A 16243-nucleotide genomic window follows, 5' to 3' on the forward strand; every position below is an offset into this window, starting at 1 on the left:
TCCGGAACACCCGCTCCGCCGAGCTCTTACGCCTGCACTTCGCTGCGGTCACCGCTCCACAGCGTGTGGTACTTGCCCTCGGCGTCGATGCGCTCGTAGGTGTGCGCGCCGAAGAAGTCGCGCTGACCCTGGGTGAGCGCCGCCGGCAGCCGCTCCGCGCGCAGCGCGTCGTAGTACGACAGCGAGGAGGCGAAGGCGGGCACCGGGATGCCGAGCAGGGTCGCGGTGGCGACCACGCGCCGCCAGGAATCGATCGCGGTCTCGATGGCCTCGCGGAAGTACGGGGCCAGGATCAGCGACGGCAGCTGCGGGTTCTGCTCGTACGCCTCCTTGATCCGGTTCAGGAACCGGGCGCGGATGATGCAGCCGCCACGCCAGATGGTCGCCATGTCACCGGGATTCAGATCCCAGTCGTACTCCACCGAACCGGCCGCGATCTGATCGAAACCCTGCGCGTACGCCACGATCTTGGACGCGTACAGCGCCTGCCGGATGTCCTCGGTGAATTGCGTGACGTCCGTGGGCTTTTCGGCCAGCTGACCGGAAGCCAGGCCGACGGCCGCCTTGCGCTGGGCGCGCGAACCGGACAGGGCGCGCGCGAACACGGCCTCGGCGATGCCCGTCACCGGGATGCCGAGATCGAGGGCGGACTTGACCGTCCAGCGGCCGGTGCCCTTCTGCTCGGCGGCATCGACGATGACATCGACCAGGGGCTTGCCGGTCTTGGCATCGACCTGGTTGAGCACCTCGGCGGTGATCTCCACCAGGTAGGACTCCAGATCGCCGGAGTTCCAGTCGGTGAACACGTCCGCGATCTGCTTGGCGTCGAAGCCCAGCGCGTCGCGGAACAGGTGGTAGGCCTCGCCGATGAGCTGCATATCGGCGTACTCGATGCCGTTGTGCACCATCTTCACGAAGTGGCCGGAACCGTCGGGTCCGATGTGGGTGCAGCAGGGGGTGCCGTCGACCTGCGCCGCAATGCTTTCCAGCAGCGGGCCCAGCGACTCGTAGGACTCCTTCGGACCGCCCGGCATGATGGCCGGACCGTTGAGCGCGCCCTCCTCGCCACCGGAGATGCCCGCGCCCACGAAGTTCAGGCCGCGCTCGGCCATCGCCTTCTCGCGGCGGATGGTGTCGGTGTAGAGCGCGTTGCCGCCGTCGATGATGATGTCGCCGGGCTCCATCGCGTCGGCGAGTTCCTCGATCACCGCGTCGGTGGCGTCACCCGCCTTCACCATGATCAGCACCCGGCGCGGCTTCTCCAGCGCGGCGACGAATTCCTCGATGGTCTCGGTCCGCACGAAATCGCCGTCGCCGCCGTGCTCGGCCAGCAGCGCGTCGGTCTTGCCGACACTGCGATTGTGCAGGGCCACGGTGTACCCGTGCCGGGCGAAGTTCCGGGCGATATTGGAACCCATGACCGCCAGGCCGGTAACGCCGATCTGGGCGCGCGCTTCAGAGGTCGCCATGAAACAGCCTCACTCCGTTCGAAGGTGTAGTTGCGTAGCCGCTCGTGACGGCAGCATCCCGGATTCCCTCCACGACGCCTGCACCTTTTCTACCCGGTCACCCGGCACCCCCGAATACCGTCCCGGGGTATCCGCCCCGCCCGCTTACTCCGCGAGCAGCATCCCGAACGCCCCGGACCGGACGAGTTCGACCACCGCCGCGATATCGGGAGCCAGGTGCCGGTCCGGGCCGGGACCGGCCACCCGGGAGCGCACCAGGTCACGGGCGGCCGCGGTGACGGCGGCCGGTTCCAGCGGGGCGCGCAGATCCAGGGCGCGGGCGGCGGTGAGCAGTTCGATGGCCAGCACGGTGGTGAGGCCGTCGACCGCGCGGCGCAGCTTGCGGGCGGCGGACCAGCCCATCGAGACGTGGTCTTCCTGCATGGCGCTGGAGGGGATGGAGTCCACGGAGGCCGGGACGGCGAGGCGCTTGAGCTCCGACACCGTGCCCGCCTGGGTGTACTGGGCGATCATGTAGCCCGAGTCCACGCCCGGGTCGTCGGCCAGGAACGGCGGAAGACCGTGCGAGCGATGCACATCCAGCATGCGGTCGGTGCGGCGTTCGGCGATGCTCGCCACGTCGGCCACCGCGATCGCGAGGAAGTCCAGCACGTAACCCACGGGTGCGCCGTGGAAATTGCCGTTCGATTCCACCCGGCCGTCATCCAGGACCACCGGATTGTCGATGGCGGAAGCCAATTCGCGTTCGGCGACCAGCTCGGCGTGCGCGAGGGTGTCCCGCGCCGCGCCGTGCACCTGCGGGGCGCAGCGCAGCGAGTACGCGTCCTGCACGCGCGGGCAGTCGTCCCCGCGGTGGCTGGCCATGATCTCCGAACCCGCGAGCGCCGTGCGCATGTGCGAGGCGGAGCGGGCCTGGCCCGGATGCGGGCGCAGCGCTTGCAGATCCGCGGCGAACACCCGGTCCGTGCCGAGCAGCGCCTCCACGCTCATGGCCGCGGTGAGGTCGGCGACGTCGAGGAGCGTGTGCAGATCGTCGATGGCCAGTAGCAGCATGGCCAGCATGCCGTCGGTGCCGTTCGTCAGCGCGAGGCCCTCCTTCTCCGCGAGCACCAGTGGCTCCAGGCCCGCGGCGGCGAGCGCCTCGGCGGCCGGGCGGGTGTAGGCGGGTTGCCAGCCGATCGCCTCCGGAATCGGCGGTATCTCGGCGAGCGGGCGGGCGGCGGCATCGGTACGCGGCCGGCCGGAGTCGTCGGGGCGCGGGTCGCGGAGATCCGGGTCCGTGAACAGCCGCGCCGCGGTCGGCAGCAGTTGGCCGGGAGCGTCGTCCGAATACGCGGCGGCACTGTCGGTCAGCACCTCGCCCTCACCCATCAATGCCAGCGCGACGGCCGCCAACGGAGCGAGATCGCCTGAGCAGCCGAGGGATCCGTACTCGTGCACCACCGGCACGATGCCGTTGTCGAGCAGCCCGGCGAGGGCCTGGGCGGTTTCCACGCGGACGCCGGTGTGGCCGCTCATGAGGGTGCGCAGGCGCAGGAGCATCATGGCGCGGACGACTTCGGGTTCCACGGGAGTACCGGCTCCGGCGGCGTGCGACCGAATCAGCGAGCGCTGCAGGTCGATTCGTCGATCGGCGGGAATGTGCCGCAGCGCCAGGGCCCCGAACCCGGTCGACACCCCGTACACCGGCTTCGGGCTTTCGGCGAGTTCGTCGATGCGGCCGCGGACCTCGCGCAGGCGATCCAGGGCGGCCTCCTCGAGCGTCACCCCCGCACCGCCCCGCGCGACGGCGACCACCTGATCCCGCCGCAGGGGTGTCGCACCGACCAGCAACCGCTCTTGCCCGATTCGCGTCATCCAGCCATTCCAGCCGGTCCGGCGCGGAAGATCGAGCAGGCGCGAGGAATTCGTCCCACTTATTTCGGCCGCCGGCAGAGCGCGCCCGGCGCGAGCTCTATCGGGTGGCTGCGATCTCGGCGCAGAAGTGCAGGCGGGCAGCTTCGCGAGTGGCGTAGCCGGTAGCGGCGAGGCTCGGGAGTTGCTCGATCACGCATTCCTTCTCGGTGATCCGATTGCTCGCGTCGACCGCCAGAGCGCGTTCCGACACTTCGATCACCGGCACGAGCTCGTTGTTCTCGTAGACCAGGAAGGTGTAGTTCCACTGCGTGGGCGGATTCCGCTTCGCCACCAGGGTGTAGCCGTCGGCGGTGGGGTTGAAGCCGTCGCCGGTGATCGCGCCCGCGCGGAGGAAGTCCTGTCCGTCACCGGCGGAGCGGTACACCGCGTTGCGGGTCCAGTACGCACCGAATTCCACCGGCACGATCAGCTCGTCGCGGCCGTCACCGTCGGTGTCCTTCAAGGCCGGCTTGGTCTGGCGCAGTTCGGCATCCGGTTCGGTGATGGTCTGCACTCGGCGGCCGTTCGCCGCGAACACGTCGATGGTGATCGTCCCGGTCCGGCCGGATCCGCTCTCGCGCCATTCGAAGGTCAGGCCCGAGGCGTCGTCCGGCTTCAGCCGCACCGGCCCGGCCGGCGCCGAACTCGTTGCCGCCGTGGGAGATCCGGCGGGCGGCGCGGCGGCAACCGGCGTCGTGGTGGTGGTGACCGCCGCCGAGGTCCCGGCTTCGTGGCGGGCACCGGCATCCTCCACTCCGACGGCGCTGTCACACCCCGCGACCAGGACGGCGGTGGCGGCGAACAGCGAGCTGAGTGCGGATTTCCTCCCCATGCCGGAGATCATAACGACCGCCCGAAAATCCCTGGCCGACCGGCCTCGACCGGCACTACAGTCGCCGCCATGACACGTTTGAATCAGATTGTCGCCGTAGAGAAAGGGATCAAGTCCCGTACCTTCTCCGAACTCACCGAGGCCCATCACCGGCTGGCCAAAAACCCGCTGCTGAGCGGCATTTCGCGCACCTATCGCCCCAAGGACGAAGAGGGCGAGCAGCTTCCGCCGGAATCGACGCGCGTGCAGGTGAAGTCCGAGGAGGTGCTGAAGACCACGGCGGACATTCTGACCAAACTCTTCGATGTGGTGGCGACCAAGGATTGGGCCAACACCACCGCCAAGGCCGACGTGGTGGTCGACGGCCGCACCTTGATCGCCGGCGCCCCGGTCACCTACCTGCTGTTCCTGGAGAAGCAGCTGGTGGATCTGCACACCTTCGTGCGCAAGCTGCCGGTGCTCGATGCCGCCGAGCATTGGGAGTACGACGCCTCGGCCGACTGCTACGCCACCGAACCCGTGCAGACGGTGCGCACCAAGAAGATTCCGCGCAATCACGTGAAAGCCGAAGCGACGGAGAAGCATCCGGCGCAGGTGGAGGTGTATCACGAGGACGTGGTGGTGGGTTACTGGCGCACCATCAAGTTCTCCGGCGCGCTGCCGGCCAAGCGTGTGAACGAATTGACCGAGCGCGTCGAAAAGCTCCAGCAGGCAGTGAAGTTCGCGCGTGAGGAGGCGAACAACGCCGAGATCGAGCAGCGCAAGTTCGGCGAGCAGGTCTTCGGATATTTGTTTGGCTGACCGGCCGGCACCGGCTAGTGTCGGTGTCGCGCCAGGAGCGCAAGCTGAATCAGAAGTTCAATGTGACAGGCACAACGGTCCAGTGGAGGTTCGAGTCCTCCTCCCGCCACCACCCGGCGGGATAGCCCAACGGTAGAGGCGCCACCGCCTTCAAACTCACGTTATCGCTCCAGTTTCAGCATTCGCCGCCGAACGCCGAATCGAGAGAACCGACTTTTCAACCGGAGGTTGCGGGTTCAACTCCCGCCGGCCCAGCCACTCATTGGGCCGTAGCTTCAAACGTAGAGCGCCGGTCAACTTCACACTGAGTCCGTTCTTAAACGTGTCGGCGTGCCGCAATTGGGCGGCCACCGAAGCCCCGGGGCAGGCTAGTCCCCGGGGTTTCCCCAATCTCTCCCCACAGCGGAAGTTTGTCCGGTAAGCGAACTTTGCGTTACCGACCGCAGCCACGCGGCGTTTTCCTGCCAGCAAACGATCAGACCATTCTGTTTCTTTGGTATCTTCGCTGGGACGCGCAACCGATCGTTCAGAAACAAGGGGTGTGGACCTTGTCCTTTCGAACAACGCGATCCTTCAAAACCGCCTGCGGCGCGGTCACCGCGGTCCTGGCGACCGCCGCCGGCATCCTCTCGGCAACCGGAGCGCCACCCGCGGCCGCGGCGCCCGCCGATTGCCCCGGACTCAATGTCATAGCCGTGCCGGGCACCTGGGAAACCTCCCGGGACGATCCCGGCCAGGGCATGCTCGCCCAGGTCACCCGCGGCCTGCCCGCCGGCAAGGTCCGCACCGACTACGTCAGCTACGCGGCCACCGCCCTGCCCTGGGAGGGCGAGGTGTACGGGCGCTCCAAGCGCGAGGCCGTCAACAATGCCCGCGCCATGATCGCGGGCATGGCATCGCGCTGCGCCGCCACGCGTTTCGCGATCATCGGCTACAGCCAGGGCGCGGACGCGGCCGGTGATCTGGCCGCCGAGATCGGCACCGGGCTCGGCGTGGTCAACCCGGATCGGGTGGCCGCCGTCGGCCTGGTCTCCGATCCCCGCCGCTCCCCCACCGACGCCCTGGTCGGCCCGGCCGTCCCCGGCGCGGGCGCGGGCGGCGCGCGGGTCGGCGGCTTCGGCTGGCTGAGCCCGAAGGTCCGCACCTTCTGCGCGGAGGGCGACCTTTACTGCTCGGTCCCGAACGACGATCTGGCCGGGCGCTTCGCCGGTTTCGCCACCCAGCTCTCGGCCCCGGATCCGTTGCAGATCCCCAATTACGCCTTCACCCTGCAATCGATCCTGGCCGAGGCGCTCATCCCCGGCAGCAATGCCATCCTGTCCGCCCCGGCCGAGAATCCGGCGGGCGAGCAGTGGGTCAAACAGGTGCAGGATTTCCTCAAATCCGGCATCCATCAGTCCTACCCGCGCTACATCGTCGATCCGAACGGCGCCACCGCCACCGGCTGGCTGCACAACTGGCTGGCCGACGCCGCGAACGAAGCGCCCTGACCCGCAGGGCGATTCAGCCGAGGACCGGCAGCGTCCGTTCCTCGGCCAGTTCGGAGAGATGACACTGCATACGACCGGTGACGAGCTCGTAGGCCGCGTCGAGATCATCGGGTTCGTGCCCGGCGGCCTCGAGCTCATCCGGCAGATCGATGGGATCGCGGAACTCCACCACCACCTTCGCCGGTAGCGGGATGTGCCCGAACGCGTCCCCGAGATTGAGGCCCCACGGCAGCGCCAGCGAAATCGGGAACACCTTCACCCGCGCCAGCCGATCCAGGCGCAGGGCCCGCGCTATCCGGTCGCCGCGCGTGAGGATGAACAGCGTCTCCTGCCCGCCGATGGTCACCACCGGCACGATCGGCACCCCTTCCTCCAATGCCAAGCGCAGGAACCCCTTCCGGCCCGCGAAGTCGATGCGGTCGGATTCGCTGGTCGGCCGCATCACCTCCCAGTCCCCGCCCGGATACACCAGCACCGCCGCCCCCATCCGCAGGGCGGCCCGGGCGTTCTCCGGCGCGGCGGCGAGGGTCCCGTACTTGCGCGCGAGCGTCCCCACCCCCGGCGCGGACACCACCAGATCGTGCGCGAGCTGATAGAACGCCCGCTCGGGCCCGAACTGCCGGAAGAAGGCCAGCGCCGTGATCGGCACCTCCGGCGCGGTGATCCCGCCGGAATGGTTGCCCACCAGCAATACCGGCCCCGCCGCCGGCACCTTCTCGATTCCCCTGACCTCCGCCCGGAAGTACACCCGCACCAGCCGCCAGCCGAGATCGACCGTGCGCGCGATGAATTCCGGATCCCGCGCCGCCAGATCCCCCCGCGGCACCAGCCCCCGCATCCACCCCGCCACCGCATCCACCGGCGAAGCCCCCTGCCACGGTGTTCGCATTCGACCGACCTCACTTCCTGCCCGCATGCCGCTGGTTCCTGCACCATCGAGCACCTACCCGCCCTGCGCCGCGGCAAACGGCTTGCGGCCGCGAGTCAGGAGCCGGTGAGCTCCGACCGGGCAGCCTGCTCGCGCCCGGTCGACAGCAGCAGCAGAGCCGAGATCGGGCCGGTGATCACGGCGGGGCCGTCGCCGCCCGACCATTCGATATCGGTGGCCACCAGCCGTTTTCCGGCAAAATGCCGACGGACGTGGAAGGGCGCGCCCATCGTCCAGATGCGCTCGATGGCGGATCGGGCGGCGGGGAGCGGCATTTCGCGGGGGATGCCGAGCGGAATCGCGATGTCCTGGCCGTGCACCAGCAGGTCCATCAGACGGTCGGCGGGGGTGGTGCCGATGACGGTGACCTGTGCGCCGATGCCGTCGCGGAGTTCGGCGAGCAGTTCGCGGGCGGGGGTGCGGGCGGCCAGGCGGATGGCGGTGTCGCGGATGGTGCGGTCCAGATTGCCCCGCGCGCGAATGAGATTGAACAGGATGGCGCCGAAGCTCGGGTTGGTGGACAGCACGATGTGCGCGACCACCTCGCGCACCCGCCAGCCCTCGCACAGCGACGGATGGTCCCATTGCGCTTCCGACAGCGACTCCAGCAGTTCGACCAAGCCGGCGCGTTCGGCCGCGACCGCCTGCCAGGTCTGTTCGATGCTGAGTGCGGCGTTCTCGGTCATGCGTAGCTCCTTGTCCCGGTGGGTGTTCCAGTAGGCTAAAAACTCCACCCAGGTGGAGGTTCCAGAGATTGTGACCGAGAACACACTTCGCGCGGCTCGCGTGAGCATCGGCGAACTGTCGCAGCTGACCGGCGTCCCGGTCCGCACGCTCCGCTTCTATTGCGACAACGGCATTCTGGAAGCGCGGCGCAGCGGCGGCGGCCATCGCATGTTCGACGCGGCCGTAGCCGTCGACCAGGTACTGCTGATCCGCCGCCTGCGCGCCCTCGGCCTGAGCCTGCCCGCCATCGTCGAAATCCTCGCGGGCACACTGACCATCGACGAGGCCGTCACCGCCGAGCGCACCGCCCTCGACACCGAACTCGGCAGGCTCGCCTGGCGGCGGGCCTCGCTCCGCGCCGTCGAGGACGCCCCGCCCGCCGATCGTCCCGCCCGCGTGGAATTGCTCGCCGCCGTGCAGGATCGCCACCGCGCCTACGTCGATCTGATCCGGAGCTGGAAGGCGCTGCTGCATCCGCTCCCACCGGCTCTGTTCGACGGCTTCGTCACCATGAACATCCCCCGCCCGCCCGACGCCCCGACGCCCCGGCAGGTGGTGGCCTACGCCGAACTGACCCGCAGCGCCGACCCCACCTGGACCACCGCCACCGCCCGCCAGCTCTGGCGCACCGAGCGCGCCGCCATCCCCGACAAACTCACCCTCGTCACCGGCGTGGCCGCCGCCTGCGAATCCGTCGACGCCCTGTGTGCCGCGGGCGCGCAACCGATTCCGGGCCCCGAACTCGACGGCTTCGTCGCGGCCCATGCCGCCGCCCGCCGCACCCGCGACACCCCCGACCTGCGTCGCGAACTCCTCGCCGGTCCCGCCGCCGACCACCCGGCCATCCACCGCTACTGGCGGCTCACCACCGAAATCACCGGGACCACCACGACCGGGGCCGCCCTGCACTGGCTGCTCCAGGCACTCGAGCGCTGGAGCACCGAGCAGGCCGGCCGGTGAACCGGCGAATCAACGGGCGGGCGTGGCGGATTCGCCGTCTCAGCGCTTGACCACCTGGGTGCCGCCCGCGAAATTGTCGTGCCAGCCCTGCTTGGTGGAGCTCGCGCTCACCGTCACCCCGATGGCGATGGCGGCGAAGAACCACAGCATGCCGCCGAACCAGGGAATCAGGTTGAGCAGCATGTACGCATTGCGCTTGGCCGATTCGGCGAGGCTGGGTTTGGCCGCGCCGCCCGCGCCGTGCACGTGCAGGCCGAGCAGTTTCTTGCCCGGGGTGGCGCCGCTGCTCACCTCGAAGAACACGAAGTACAGGAAGCCGAATCCGGCGCCCGGCAGCACCGAGATCCAGCGCGGCGCATCGGCCACGACGTCCAGCAGCCAGAACAGGATCCCGCCGACGACGAGGGCGATGATCCAATCGATGAACCTGGCGGCAGCGCGACTGCCGATCCCGGCCGGGGTCGCCCCGGCCGTCTGCCCGAAGTAGGGCTGGTAACCACCGGCGGTCATCGTTCCTCCCAATGCGGAATCTTGCGGTCTTCGACCGGCTTTCATTCCATTCTGTGCTGGTCACGGGGTCGCCAGCATCCGGGAACACCCCCACTCCGACCCTGAATCCGCGGCCGCGCACCGGCTCGCGCCGGCGGATCGTGGAATCCTCGAAGGCGGGGGTTCGTCCGATGCCTCCGACAGGCTCCGGCGGAGGGTGAACGGTGCGGGATCTGGTGGCCGGCGGCGTGCTGGCATTGCCCGGCGGCGTGCTCACCCTGCGGGTGCCGGGGCCGTTCGATCTGTCGGTGGTGATCACCGGCGCGACCGGAAAGGTGTCGGGCGACGCGGATTTCGTGTTCTACAACCAGCCGGCCGCGCCCGGTGTGCGACTGTCCGGCAATTCCGTCACCCTGGATCGGTCGCGGCTGCGCCCCGGAGCCGCCCGCCTCACCCTGGTCGCCAGCCCCGAGACCGCACACGCTCCATTGGCCCGGCCGACGCTGACCATCACCGGCAACGACCTGGACCTGCGTTTCACCACCCCGGTCCCGGTCCGGGAACGCGCGATGCTGCTGGCCGAGGTCTACCGACGCGATGCCGAATGGCGGATACGCGCGCTCGGCCAAGGGTACGACGACGGATTGGCCGGTGTGGCACGCGATTTCGGCGTCGTGGTCACCGACCCGGGTGACTCCGGCCCCGGGACCCCCGCTCAACGCATGCCTGGTCAAGGCACACCCACTCAACGCATGCCTGGCCATGGCACGCCCGCTCGACACGCACCCGGTCATGGCACGCCTGCCCGACACACGTCGGTTCAGCGCATATCCGGTCAGGGCACGCCCGCCCCGCCCCCGTCCGGCCGGGGCGGCCCCGATCATGTTGCGCCAGAACGAGATATCGCCGACGTCATCGCGCTGACCAATGCCGCGCGCGCCGCCGCCGGACTGCCGCCGCTCACCCACGACCCCCGGCTGAGCGAGGTGGCGCGGGCGCACAGCGCCGACATGATCAGGCGCGGGTATTTCGCGCACACCTCCCCCGAGGGCGCGCAGCCGTGGGACCGAACCGCGGCCGCGCACATCGACTTTCGCGGCATCGCCGAGAACATCGCGTGGGGGCAGCGCAGTGCGCGGGAGGTGGTGGACGGCTGGATGAACAGCCCCGGCCATCGCGCCAATATTCTGCTGCCCGATTTCACCCATATAGGGGTAGGCCGCGCCGGCGAGCATTGGACTCAGCTCTTCGGCGCGGCCTGGTGAGACCTCAGCGCGCTCAGGCCAGCGCGGGCACCTCGGCGACCGCGCCCAGCTGCGGGTAGGTCGGGTACTCGATGCCCGAGATGTACTGCACGGTCCGCACCACCTGGCAGGAGTAGCCGAATTCGTTGTCGTACCAGAGGTAGAGGATCGCGGTGTCGCCGTCGATGATGGCGGCGTTCGCATCCACGATGGACGCCGCACGCGAGCCGATGAAGTCGCTCGACACCACATCGGTGGCCGCGGTGTAGTCCAGATTGCGGCTCAGCGGACCCGACAGCGACACCTGACGCAGGTACTCCAGCACCTCGGTCCGGGTGGTCTCCCGCTTGAGCTGCAGGTTCAGGATCGCCACCGAAACATCCGGCGTGGGAACGCGAATCGAGCTGCCGGTGATCTTGGCCTGGAAGTCCGGCATGGCCTTCTTCACCGCGGACTGCGCGCCGGTCTCGGTGAGCACCAGGTTGAACGGCGCGGACCGGCCACGGCGATCGGCCTTGTGGAAGTTGTCCAGGAGGTTCTGGTCGTTGGTGAACGAGTGCACCGTCTCGACGTGCCCGCGCACGATGCCGAACTCGTCGTCCATCGCCTTCAGCGGCGGCACGATCGCATTGGTGGTGCAGGACGCGCACGACACGATCTGCTCGGTCTGATCCAGACCCAGGTGGTTGACGCCGTGCACGATATTCGGCACGTCGCCCTTGCCGGGCGCGGTCAGCAGCACCTTGGCGACGCCCGGACGCAGGTGCTGAGCCAGGCCCTCGCGGTCACGCCACTTACCGGTGTTGTCGATCAGGATCGCATTGTCGATCCCGTACTCGGTGTAGTCGATGGCGGCGGGGTCGTTGCTGTAGATGAACTTGATGACATTGCCGTTGGCGATGATGGCGCTGTTCTCGGCATCGACCTTGATGGTGCCGTTGAACTGCCCGTGCACCGAGTCCCGGCGCAGCAGCGACGCGCGCTTGACCAGGTCGCCCTCGCCGCCCTTGCGCACCACCACGGCGCGCAGGTTCAAGCCGTTGCCGGAACCGGTCTTCTCGATCAGCAGGCGCGCCACCAGGCGGCCGATGCGGCCGAAGCCGTACAGCACCACATCGCGGGGACCCTGCGGCTCGGCCTTGTTGCCGCCGGTGATGCCGGCCAGCACGTCCGCGGTGAACTCGGGGATGGACAGCCCGCGCTCGTCAGCGCGGTAGGCCATCACCAGGCGGCCGAGGTCGATCTTGGACGAGCCGAGGTCCAGCGTGCTGAGCACCTCGAGGAAGGGCAGCGTCTCGTCGATCGACAGCTCTTCGCCCTCGATCTGGCGCGCGAACCGGTGCGTGCGCAGAATGCTGATCACCGACTTGTTCACCAGCGACCGGCTGTGCAGCAGGATCGTCACCCCCTTCTCGCGGTACAGCCGCCCGATGATCGGAATCATCGCCTCCGCGGCAGCCTCGTGAGCGTTCCAGCGGTCAAGATGGTCGTTAGTCAACACAAGTCCTCGGGGTTCCCTTGATCTCTACCGTGATCGATGCTAGTCAGCCCCGCATTTTCACATCCGCCCGGTTCCCCCTTGTGAGCTGGAGCGCGACCCAGGTCACACCGTCAGACCGCGGCGGATCAACAGCGGTTCGATGCGCGGCGGGCGGCCGCGGAAGGCCTCGAACGCGGCGAGCGGATCGACCGATCCACCGCGAGAAAGCAATTCGCGCCGGAACGCGTCGCCCTTCTCGCGCAGCGTCGCGTCGCCCTCGTCGAACCAGCGCACGGTGTCGGCGTCGAGCACCTCGCTCCAGATGTAGGAGTAGTAACCGGCCGCGTAGCCGCCCGCGAAAATATGCGAGAAGTAGGCGGTGCGATAACGGGGCGGGATGGCGGCGAGCGCGACGCCGGCCCGGCGCAGCGCTTCGGCTTCGAACTCGGCGGCATCGAGTCCGGCCGCCGCGCCGGCGGGCAGGCGATGCCAGGCCCAGTCCAGCAGGGCGGCGGCGAGGTATTCGACGGTGCGGAAGCCTTCGCCGAACCGGCCGGCGGCCAGCATGCGCTCGGCCAAGGCGGCGGGCATGGGCGCACCGGTCTCGACGTGCCTGGCGTAGTTGGCCAGGATTTCGGGGCGGGCCATCCACATCTCGTTGACCTGCGACGGGAATTCCACGAAATCGCGCGGCACCGCGGTGCCGGAGAAGAACGGGTACCGGACCCGCGAGAACAGGCAGTGCAGGGCGTGCCCGAACTCGTGGAACAGGGTGCGGACGTTCTCCCAGGTCAGCAGTGCCGGTTCAGCTTTCGGCGGTTTCACGATATTGAGATTGTTGACCACCACCGGCTTGGTTCCGAGCAGTTCCGACTGGGTGACCAGCGAGCGGTTCCAGGCGCCGCCGCGTTTGGACGGCCGGGCGAAAAAGTCGCCGAGGAACAGGCCCAGACCGGAACCATCGCGGTCGAAGACCTCGAACACCCGCACTTCGGGGTGATAGCCGGTCAGGTCCGGGCGCTCTTCGAAGGTGATGCCGTAAACCTCTCCGGCCGCGAAGAATACGCCGTCGCGCAGGACGCGTTCGAGTTCGAAGTAGGGGCGCAGTTCCTCGGCGTCGACCGAGAACTGTTCCGCGCGTACCTTTTCCGACCAGAACTGCCAATCCCAGGAGCGCAGTTCGGCATCCGGATCGCCGGTGGCGGCGCGCAGGACCGCGGTGAGCTCGGCGGCCTCGCGTTCGGCATTGGCGACGGCGGGCGGAACCAGTTGCGCCAGCATCTCTTCCACCGCCGTGACGGTTCGGGCGGTCTGATCCTCGACGGTGTACGCCGCGTGGTCCGGGTAGCCGAGCAGGGCGGCGCGTTCGGCGCGCAGTTCCGCCATCCGGACGGCCAGCCGGGCATTGCCGCCCGCCGCGTCGAAACCGCGCTCCAGCGAGGCGGTCATCATGCGCTCGCGGACCGATCGGTCGGCAAGCTGCGCCAGCACCGGCTGATTCGACACGTTCTGCAGACTCAGCGCCCACGCGCCCTCGTGCCCGAGCGTGCGGGCGTTCTCCGCCGCGGCCGTGACCGCCCCGCTCGCCAGCCCGGCCACCTCGGCTTCGCTATCCAAGATCAAGGTCGCGGCATTGGTATCGGCCAGATTGTTCTGCTTGAACTCCGTTGCCGCCACGGCGAGTTCGGCATTGAGCTCCCGCAACCGCGCCTGCTCCCCCGCGTCCAGCCGCGCCCCCGCCCGCACGAACTGCAACCGGTACTGCTCGACCAACCGCACCTGCTCGGCATCGAGCCCGAGCTCCCCGCGCCGCTCGTACAACGCTTCGACCCGCTCGAACAGCGCGCCGTCGAGGTTGATGGCGTCCTCGTGCGCCGCCCATCGCGGCGAGATCTCCGCCTCGATCTCCCGGATCCGCGCACTCGAATCCGAGGAGGCCACATTGAAGAACGCCCGCGCCACCCGCCGCAGCACCGCTCCCGAACGCTCCAGCGCCTCAACCGTATTCGTGAACGAAGGCGCTTCCGCCGCCCCGGTGATCGCCGCGATCTCCGCCAGCTGCTCGGCCATCCCCCGCTCGAACGCGGGCAGATAATGCTCGTCCTCGATCTCCGCGAACGGCGGAAGCTCATACGGCAGCGCGCTGCGCTCGAAGAAGGGGTTGCTCGCCATAGCGCAACCCTACGGCTGGAAGCGGTCCGGGCGGTTCCGGCCGCGGGATTCCGCGTCCGCTCTCCGGAAAACCCCGCGGTGCGCGAGGTTCCGGAGAGCGGATCAGCACATCAGCGCGCGACGATGGTCGCCGAGCCGTGGCCGAACAGGCCCTGGTTCACGGCGATGCCGGCGCGGGCGTTCTCGACCTGGCGGCCGTCGGCCTGACCGCGCAGCTGCCAGGTGAGTTCGCAGATCTGGGCGATGGCCTGGGCGGGAATGGCTTCGCCGAAGCAGGCCAGGCCGCCGCTGGGATTGACCGGGATGCGGCCGCCCAATGTGGTTGCGCCACTGCGCAACAGCTCTTCGGCGCGACCCTCCTCGCACAGGCCGATGTCCTCGTACCAGTCCAGTTCCAGCGCGGTGGACAGGTCGTAGACCTCGGCGAGGGACAGTTCCTCGGGGCCGAGCCCGGCTTCCTCGTAGGCGGCGTGCGCGATGGCGGAACGGAAAGTGCGCGAGGGGGGTTCGACCGCGACGGCCGAATCGGTCGCGAAGTCCGGGAGGTCCAGGACGGTCTTCGGGAAGGTCGGGGTGACCGTCGACAGCGCCTTGATGCGCACCGGGTCGGCGATGCCGTGCTTGCGGGCGTAGTCCATGGAGGTCAGCACGAGCGCCGCGCCGCCGTCGCTGGTCGCGCAGATGTCCAGCAGCCGTAGGGGATCCGAGACGATGGCCGAGGCCGCGATCTCCTCCGCCGTCACTTCCTTGCGGTAGCGGGCGTACGGGTTGTTCAGGCCGTGGCGGGCGTTCTTCACCTTGACGGCCGCGAAATCGTCGAGGGTGGCGCCGTGCAGAGCCATCCGGCGGCGGGCGTAGAGCGCGAAGTAGATGGGGTTGGTCGCGCCGAGCAGGTGGAAGCGCAGCCAGTCCGGATCGTCGCGGCGCTCGCCGCCGACCGGCTGGAAGAACCCCTTGGGCGTGGTGTCCGCGCCGACCACCAGGGCCACATCGGTGAGCCCGGCCAGAATCTGCGCCCGCGCACTCGCGATGGCCTGCGCGCCGGACGCGCACGCGGCATAGCTGCTGGAGATGCGCGCGCCGGACCAGCCCAGCGCCTGCGCGAACGTCGCGCCCGCCACGAACCCGGGGTAGCCGTTGCGAATGGTGTCCGCGCCGGCGATGTACCCGACCTCGCGATGGTCCACCCCGGCGTCCGCCAGCGCGGCCCGGGCGGCGACCAGGCCGTATTCGACGAAGTTGCGTCCCCACTTGCCCCACGGGTGCATGCCCGCGCCGAGGACGGCGATATCGCGATTCGTGTCAGTCATTGACCGGCCTCCACATCCACACCGTGTGCTCCGCTTCGTCGTCCTCGTAGAGCGTGCCGAGCGTCAGCTCCACCGGCATGCCGACCGCCAGGTCATCGACGGTGAACTCGCGCACCACCTGCCCGAGGATCACCATCTTCTCGACCTCGAGCTCCACGGCCGCGACGACATACGGCTCGAACGGATCCCCGGACACGTACGGGGCGGGCGGCTTGTACCGCGCGTCCGCGTACGACCAGATCCGGCCACGCGTGGAAAACAGGTATTCGACCAGTTCGGAGCCGTCCTTGGACCCGTCGCACTGCGGGTTGCGACAGGCGAGGGTGTTGCGCGGGAAGTACGGCGTACCGCAGTTCTCGCATCGGCTCCCCTTGAGCCGCACCACTCCGTCGTCCGCAGTGAACCAGTCGGCCACGGCGGGGCGTTGTTCTTTCTGCACCACCCGA

At 69.0% G+C, this 16243-nt stretch carries 14 protein-coding genes; 4 read left to right on the forward strand and 10 right to left on the reverse strand.

The genetic code is table 11. The features are described 5' to 3' along the window. Positions 1-26: 26 nt before the first annotated feature. From gnd to NY1_RS27130, 3 genes are all read right to left on the reverse strand, one after another. Complete coding sequence (gene gnd, locus NY1_RS27120; RefSeq protein ID WP_067719260.1) at positions 27-1469, reverse strand: NADP-dependent phosphogluconate dehydrogenase; 1443 nt, start codon at positions 1467-1469, stop codon at positions 27-29. A gap of 144 nt (positions 1470-1613) precedes the next feature. Continuing rightward, complete coding sequence (gene hutH / locus NY1_RS42185) at positions 1614-3326, reverse strand: histidine ammonia-lyase (RefSeq protein WP_084535376.1); 1713 nt, start codon at positions 3324-3326, stop codon at positions 1614-1616. A gap of 97 nt (positions 3327-3423) precedes the next feature. Then, a complete protein-coding gene (locus NY1_RS27130) occupies positions 3424-4197 on the reverse strand; it encodes a hypothetical protein (protein WP_157762498.1) in 774 nt (257 codons plus the stop codon). A 69-nt stretch (positions 4198-4266) separates the two neighbouring features. On the opposite strand from NY1_RS27130, the gene NY1_RS27135 reads away from it, so the two are divergent. Next, positions 4267-4998: a DUF7873 family protein gene (locus NY1_RS27135; protein ID WP_067719265.1), complete on the forward strand. Its 732-nt coding sequence runs from the start codon at positions 4267-4269 to the stop codon at positions 4996-4998. A gap of 548 nt (positions 4999-5546) precedes the next feature. Next, positions 5547-6488, forward strand: a complete 942-nt coding sequence (locus NY1_RS27140; RefSeq protein ID WP_067719590.1) for a cutinase family protein — start codon at positions 5547-5549, stop codon at positions 6486-6488. 13 nt (positions 6489-6501) lie between these two features. On the opposite strand, the gene NY1_RS27145 is transcribed toward NY1_RS27140, so the two are convergent. Continuing rightward, a complete protein-coding gene (locus NY1_RS27145; protein ID WP_084535377.1) occupies positions 6502-7377 on the reverse strand; it encodes a 1-acyl-sn-glycerol-3-phosphate acyltransferase in 876 nt (291 codons plus the stop codon). 95 nt (positions 7378-7472) lie between these two features. Further along, positions 7473-8102 carry a maleylpyruvate isomerase family mycothiol-dependent enzyme gene (locus tag NY1_RS27150; protein ID WP_067719268.1) on the reverse strand — a complete coding sequence of 210 codons (630 nt, stop codon included), beginning with the start codon at positions 8100-8102 and terminating at the stop codon, positions 7473-7475. A gap of 100 nt (positions 8103-8202) precedes the next feature. Between NY1_RS27150 and NY1_RS27155 the strand changes: the two genes are divergently transcribed. Then, positions 8203-9102, forward strand: a complete 900-nt coding sequence (locus tag NY1_RS27155; RefSeq protein WP_218028429.1) for a MerR family transcriptional regulator — start codon at positions 8203-8205, stop codon at positions 9100-9102. A 39-nt stretch (positions 9103-9141) separates the two neighbouring features. On the opposite strand, the gene NY1_RS27160 is transcribed toward NY1_RS27155, so the two are convergent. Beyond that, the gene (locus tag NY1_RS27160; protein WP_067719270.1) at positions 9142-9612 is read right to left on the reverse strand and encodes an RDD family protein; all 471 of its coding nucleotides are present in this window, start codon (positions 9610-9612) and stop codon (positions 9142-9144) included. A 203-nt stretch (positions 9613-9815) separates the two neighbouring features. Here NY1_RS27160 and NY1_RS45315 point away from each other — a divergent pair, with 203 nt between their 5' ends. After that, on the forward strand, positions 9816-10856 hold the full coding sequence (locus NY1_RS45315; RefSeq protein ID WP_067719273.1) for a CAP domain-containing protein: 1041 nt from the start codon (positions 9816-9818) through the stop codon (positions 10854-10856). Positions 10857-10869: 13 nt separating this feature from the next. Here the strand turns inward: NY1_RS45315 and NY1_RS27170 are convergent, their stop codons facing one another. From NY1_RS27170 to NY1_RS27185, 4 genes are all read right to left on the reverse strand, one after another. Further along, positions 10870-12333, reverse strand: a complete 1464-nt coding sequence (locus NY1_RS27170) for a glyceraldehyde-3-phosphate dehydrogenase (protein ID WP_067719598.1) — start codon at positions 12331-12333, stop codon at positions 10870-10872. A 105-nt stretch (positions 12334-12438) separates the two neighbouring features. Continuing rightward, the gene (locus tag NY1_RS27175) at positions 12439-14487 is read right to left on the reverse strand and encodes a M3 family metallopeptidase (protein WP_067719276.1); all 2049 of its coding nucleotides are present in this window, start codon (positions 14485-14487) and stop codon (positions 12439-12441) included. Between the two features lie 110 nt (positions 14488-14597). After that, positions 14598-15797 (reverse strand): lipid-transfer protein, encoded by a 1200-nt coding sequence (locus NY1_RS27180; protein WP_067719279.1) that lies wholly within the window; start codon positions 15795-15797, stop codon positions 14598-14600. Further along, a complete protein-coding gene (locus tag NY1_RS27185; protein ID WP_233434502.1) occupies positions 15790-16236 on the reverse strand; it encodes a Zn-ribbon domain-containing OB-fold protein in 447 nt (148 codons plus the stop codon). Before NY1_RS27185 ends, NY1_RS27180 begins: the two co-directional genes overlap by 8 nt. Positions 16237-16243 lie beyond the last annotated feature (7 nt).

The sequence above is a fragment of the Nocardia yamanashiensis NBRC 100130 genome, assembly GCF_001613325.1.
Lineage (GTDB): Bacteria > Actinomycetota > Actinomycetes > Mycobacteriales > Mycobacteriaceae > Nocardia > Nocardia yamanashiensis.

What these genes read in the sequence shown, in the direction of transcription:
- NY1_RS27175 (WP_067719276.1), bottom strand. Translation starts at nt 14,487, where the DNA reads ATGGCGAGCAACCCCTTCTTCGAGCGCAGCGCGCTGCCGTATGAGCTT.
- hutH (WP_084535376.1), bottom strand. Translation starts at nt 3,326, where the DNA reads ATGACGCGAATCGGGCAAGAGCGGTTGCTGGTCGGTGCGACACCCCTG.
- gnd (WP_067719260.1), bottom strand. Translation starts at nt 1,469, where the DNA reads ATGGCGACCTCTGAAGCGCGCGCCCAGATCGGCGTTACCGGCCTGGCG.
- NY1_RS27160 (WP_067719270.1), bottom strand. Translation starts at nt 9,612, where the DNA reads ATGACCGCCGGTGGTTACCAGCCCTACTTCGGGCAGACGGCCGGGGCG.
- NY1_RS27135 (WP_067719265.1), top strand. Translation starts at nt 4,267, where the DNA reads ATGACACGTTTGAATCAGATTGTCGCCGTAGAGAAAGGGATCAAGTCC.
- NY1_RS27150 (WP_067719268.1), bottom strand. Translation starts at nt 8,102, where the DNA reads ATGACCGAGAACGCCGCACTCAGCATCGAACAGACCTGGCAGGCGGTC.
- NY1_RS27180 (WP_067719279.1), bottom strand. Translation starts at nt 15,797, where the DNA reads ATGACTGACACGAATCGCGATATCGCCGTCCTCGGCGCGGGCATGCAC.
- NY1_RS27145 (WP_084535377.1), bottom strand. Translation starts at nt 7,377, where the DNA reads ATGCGAACACCGTGGCAGGGGGCTTCGCCGGTGGATGCGGTGGCGGGG.
- NY1_RS27130 (WP_157762498.1), bottom strand. Translation starts at nt 4,197, where the DNA reads ATGGGGAGGAAATCCGCACTCAGCTCGCTGTTCGCCGCCACCGCCGTC.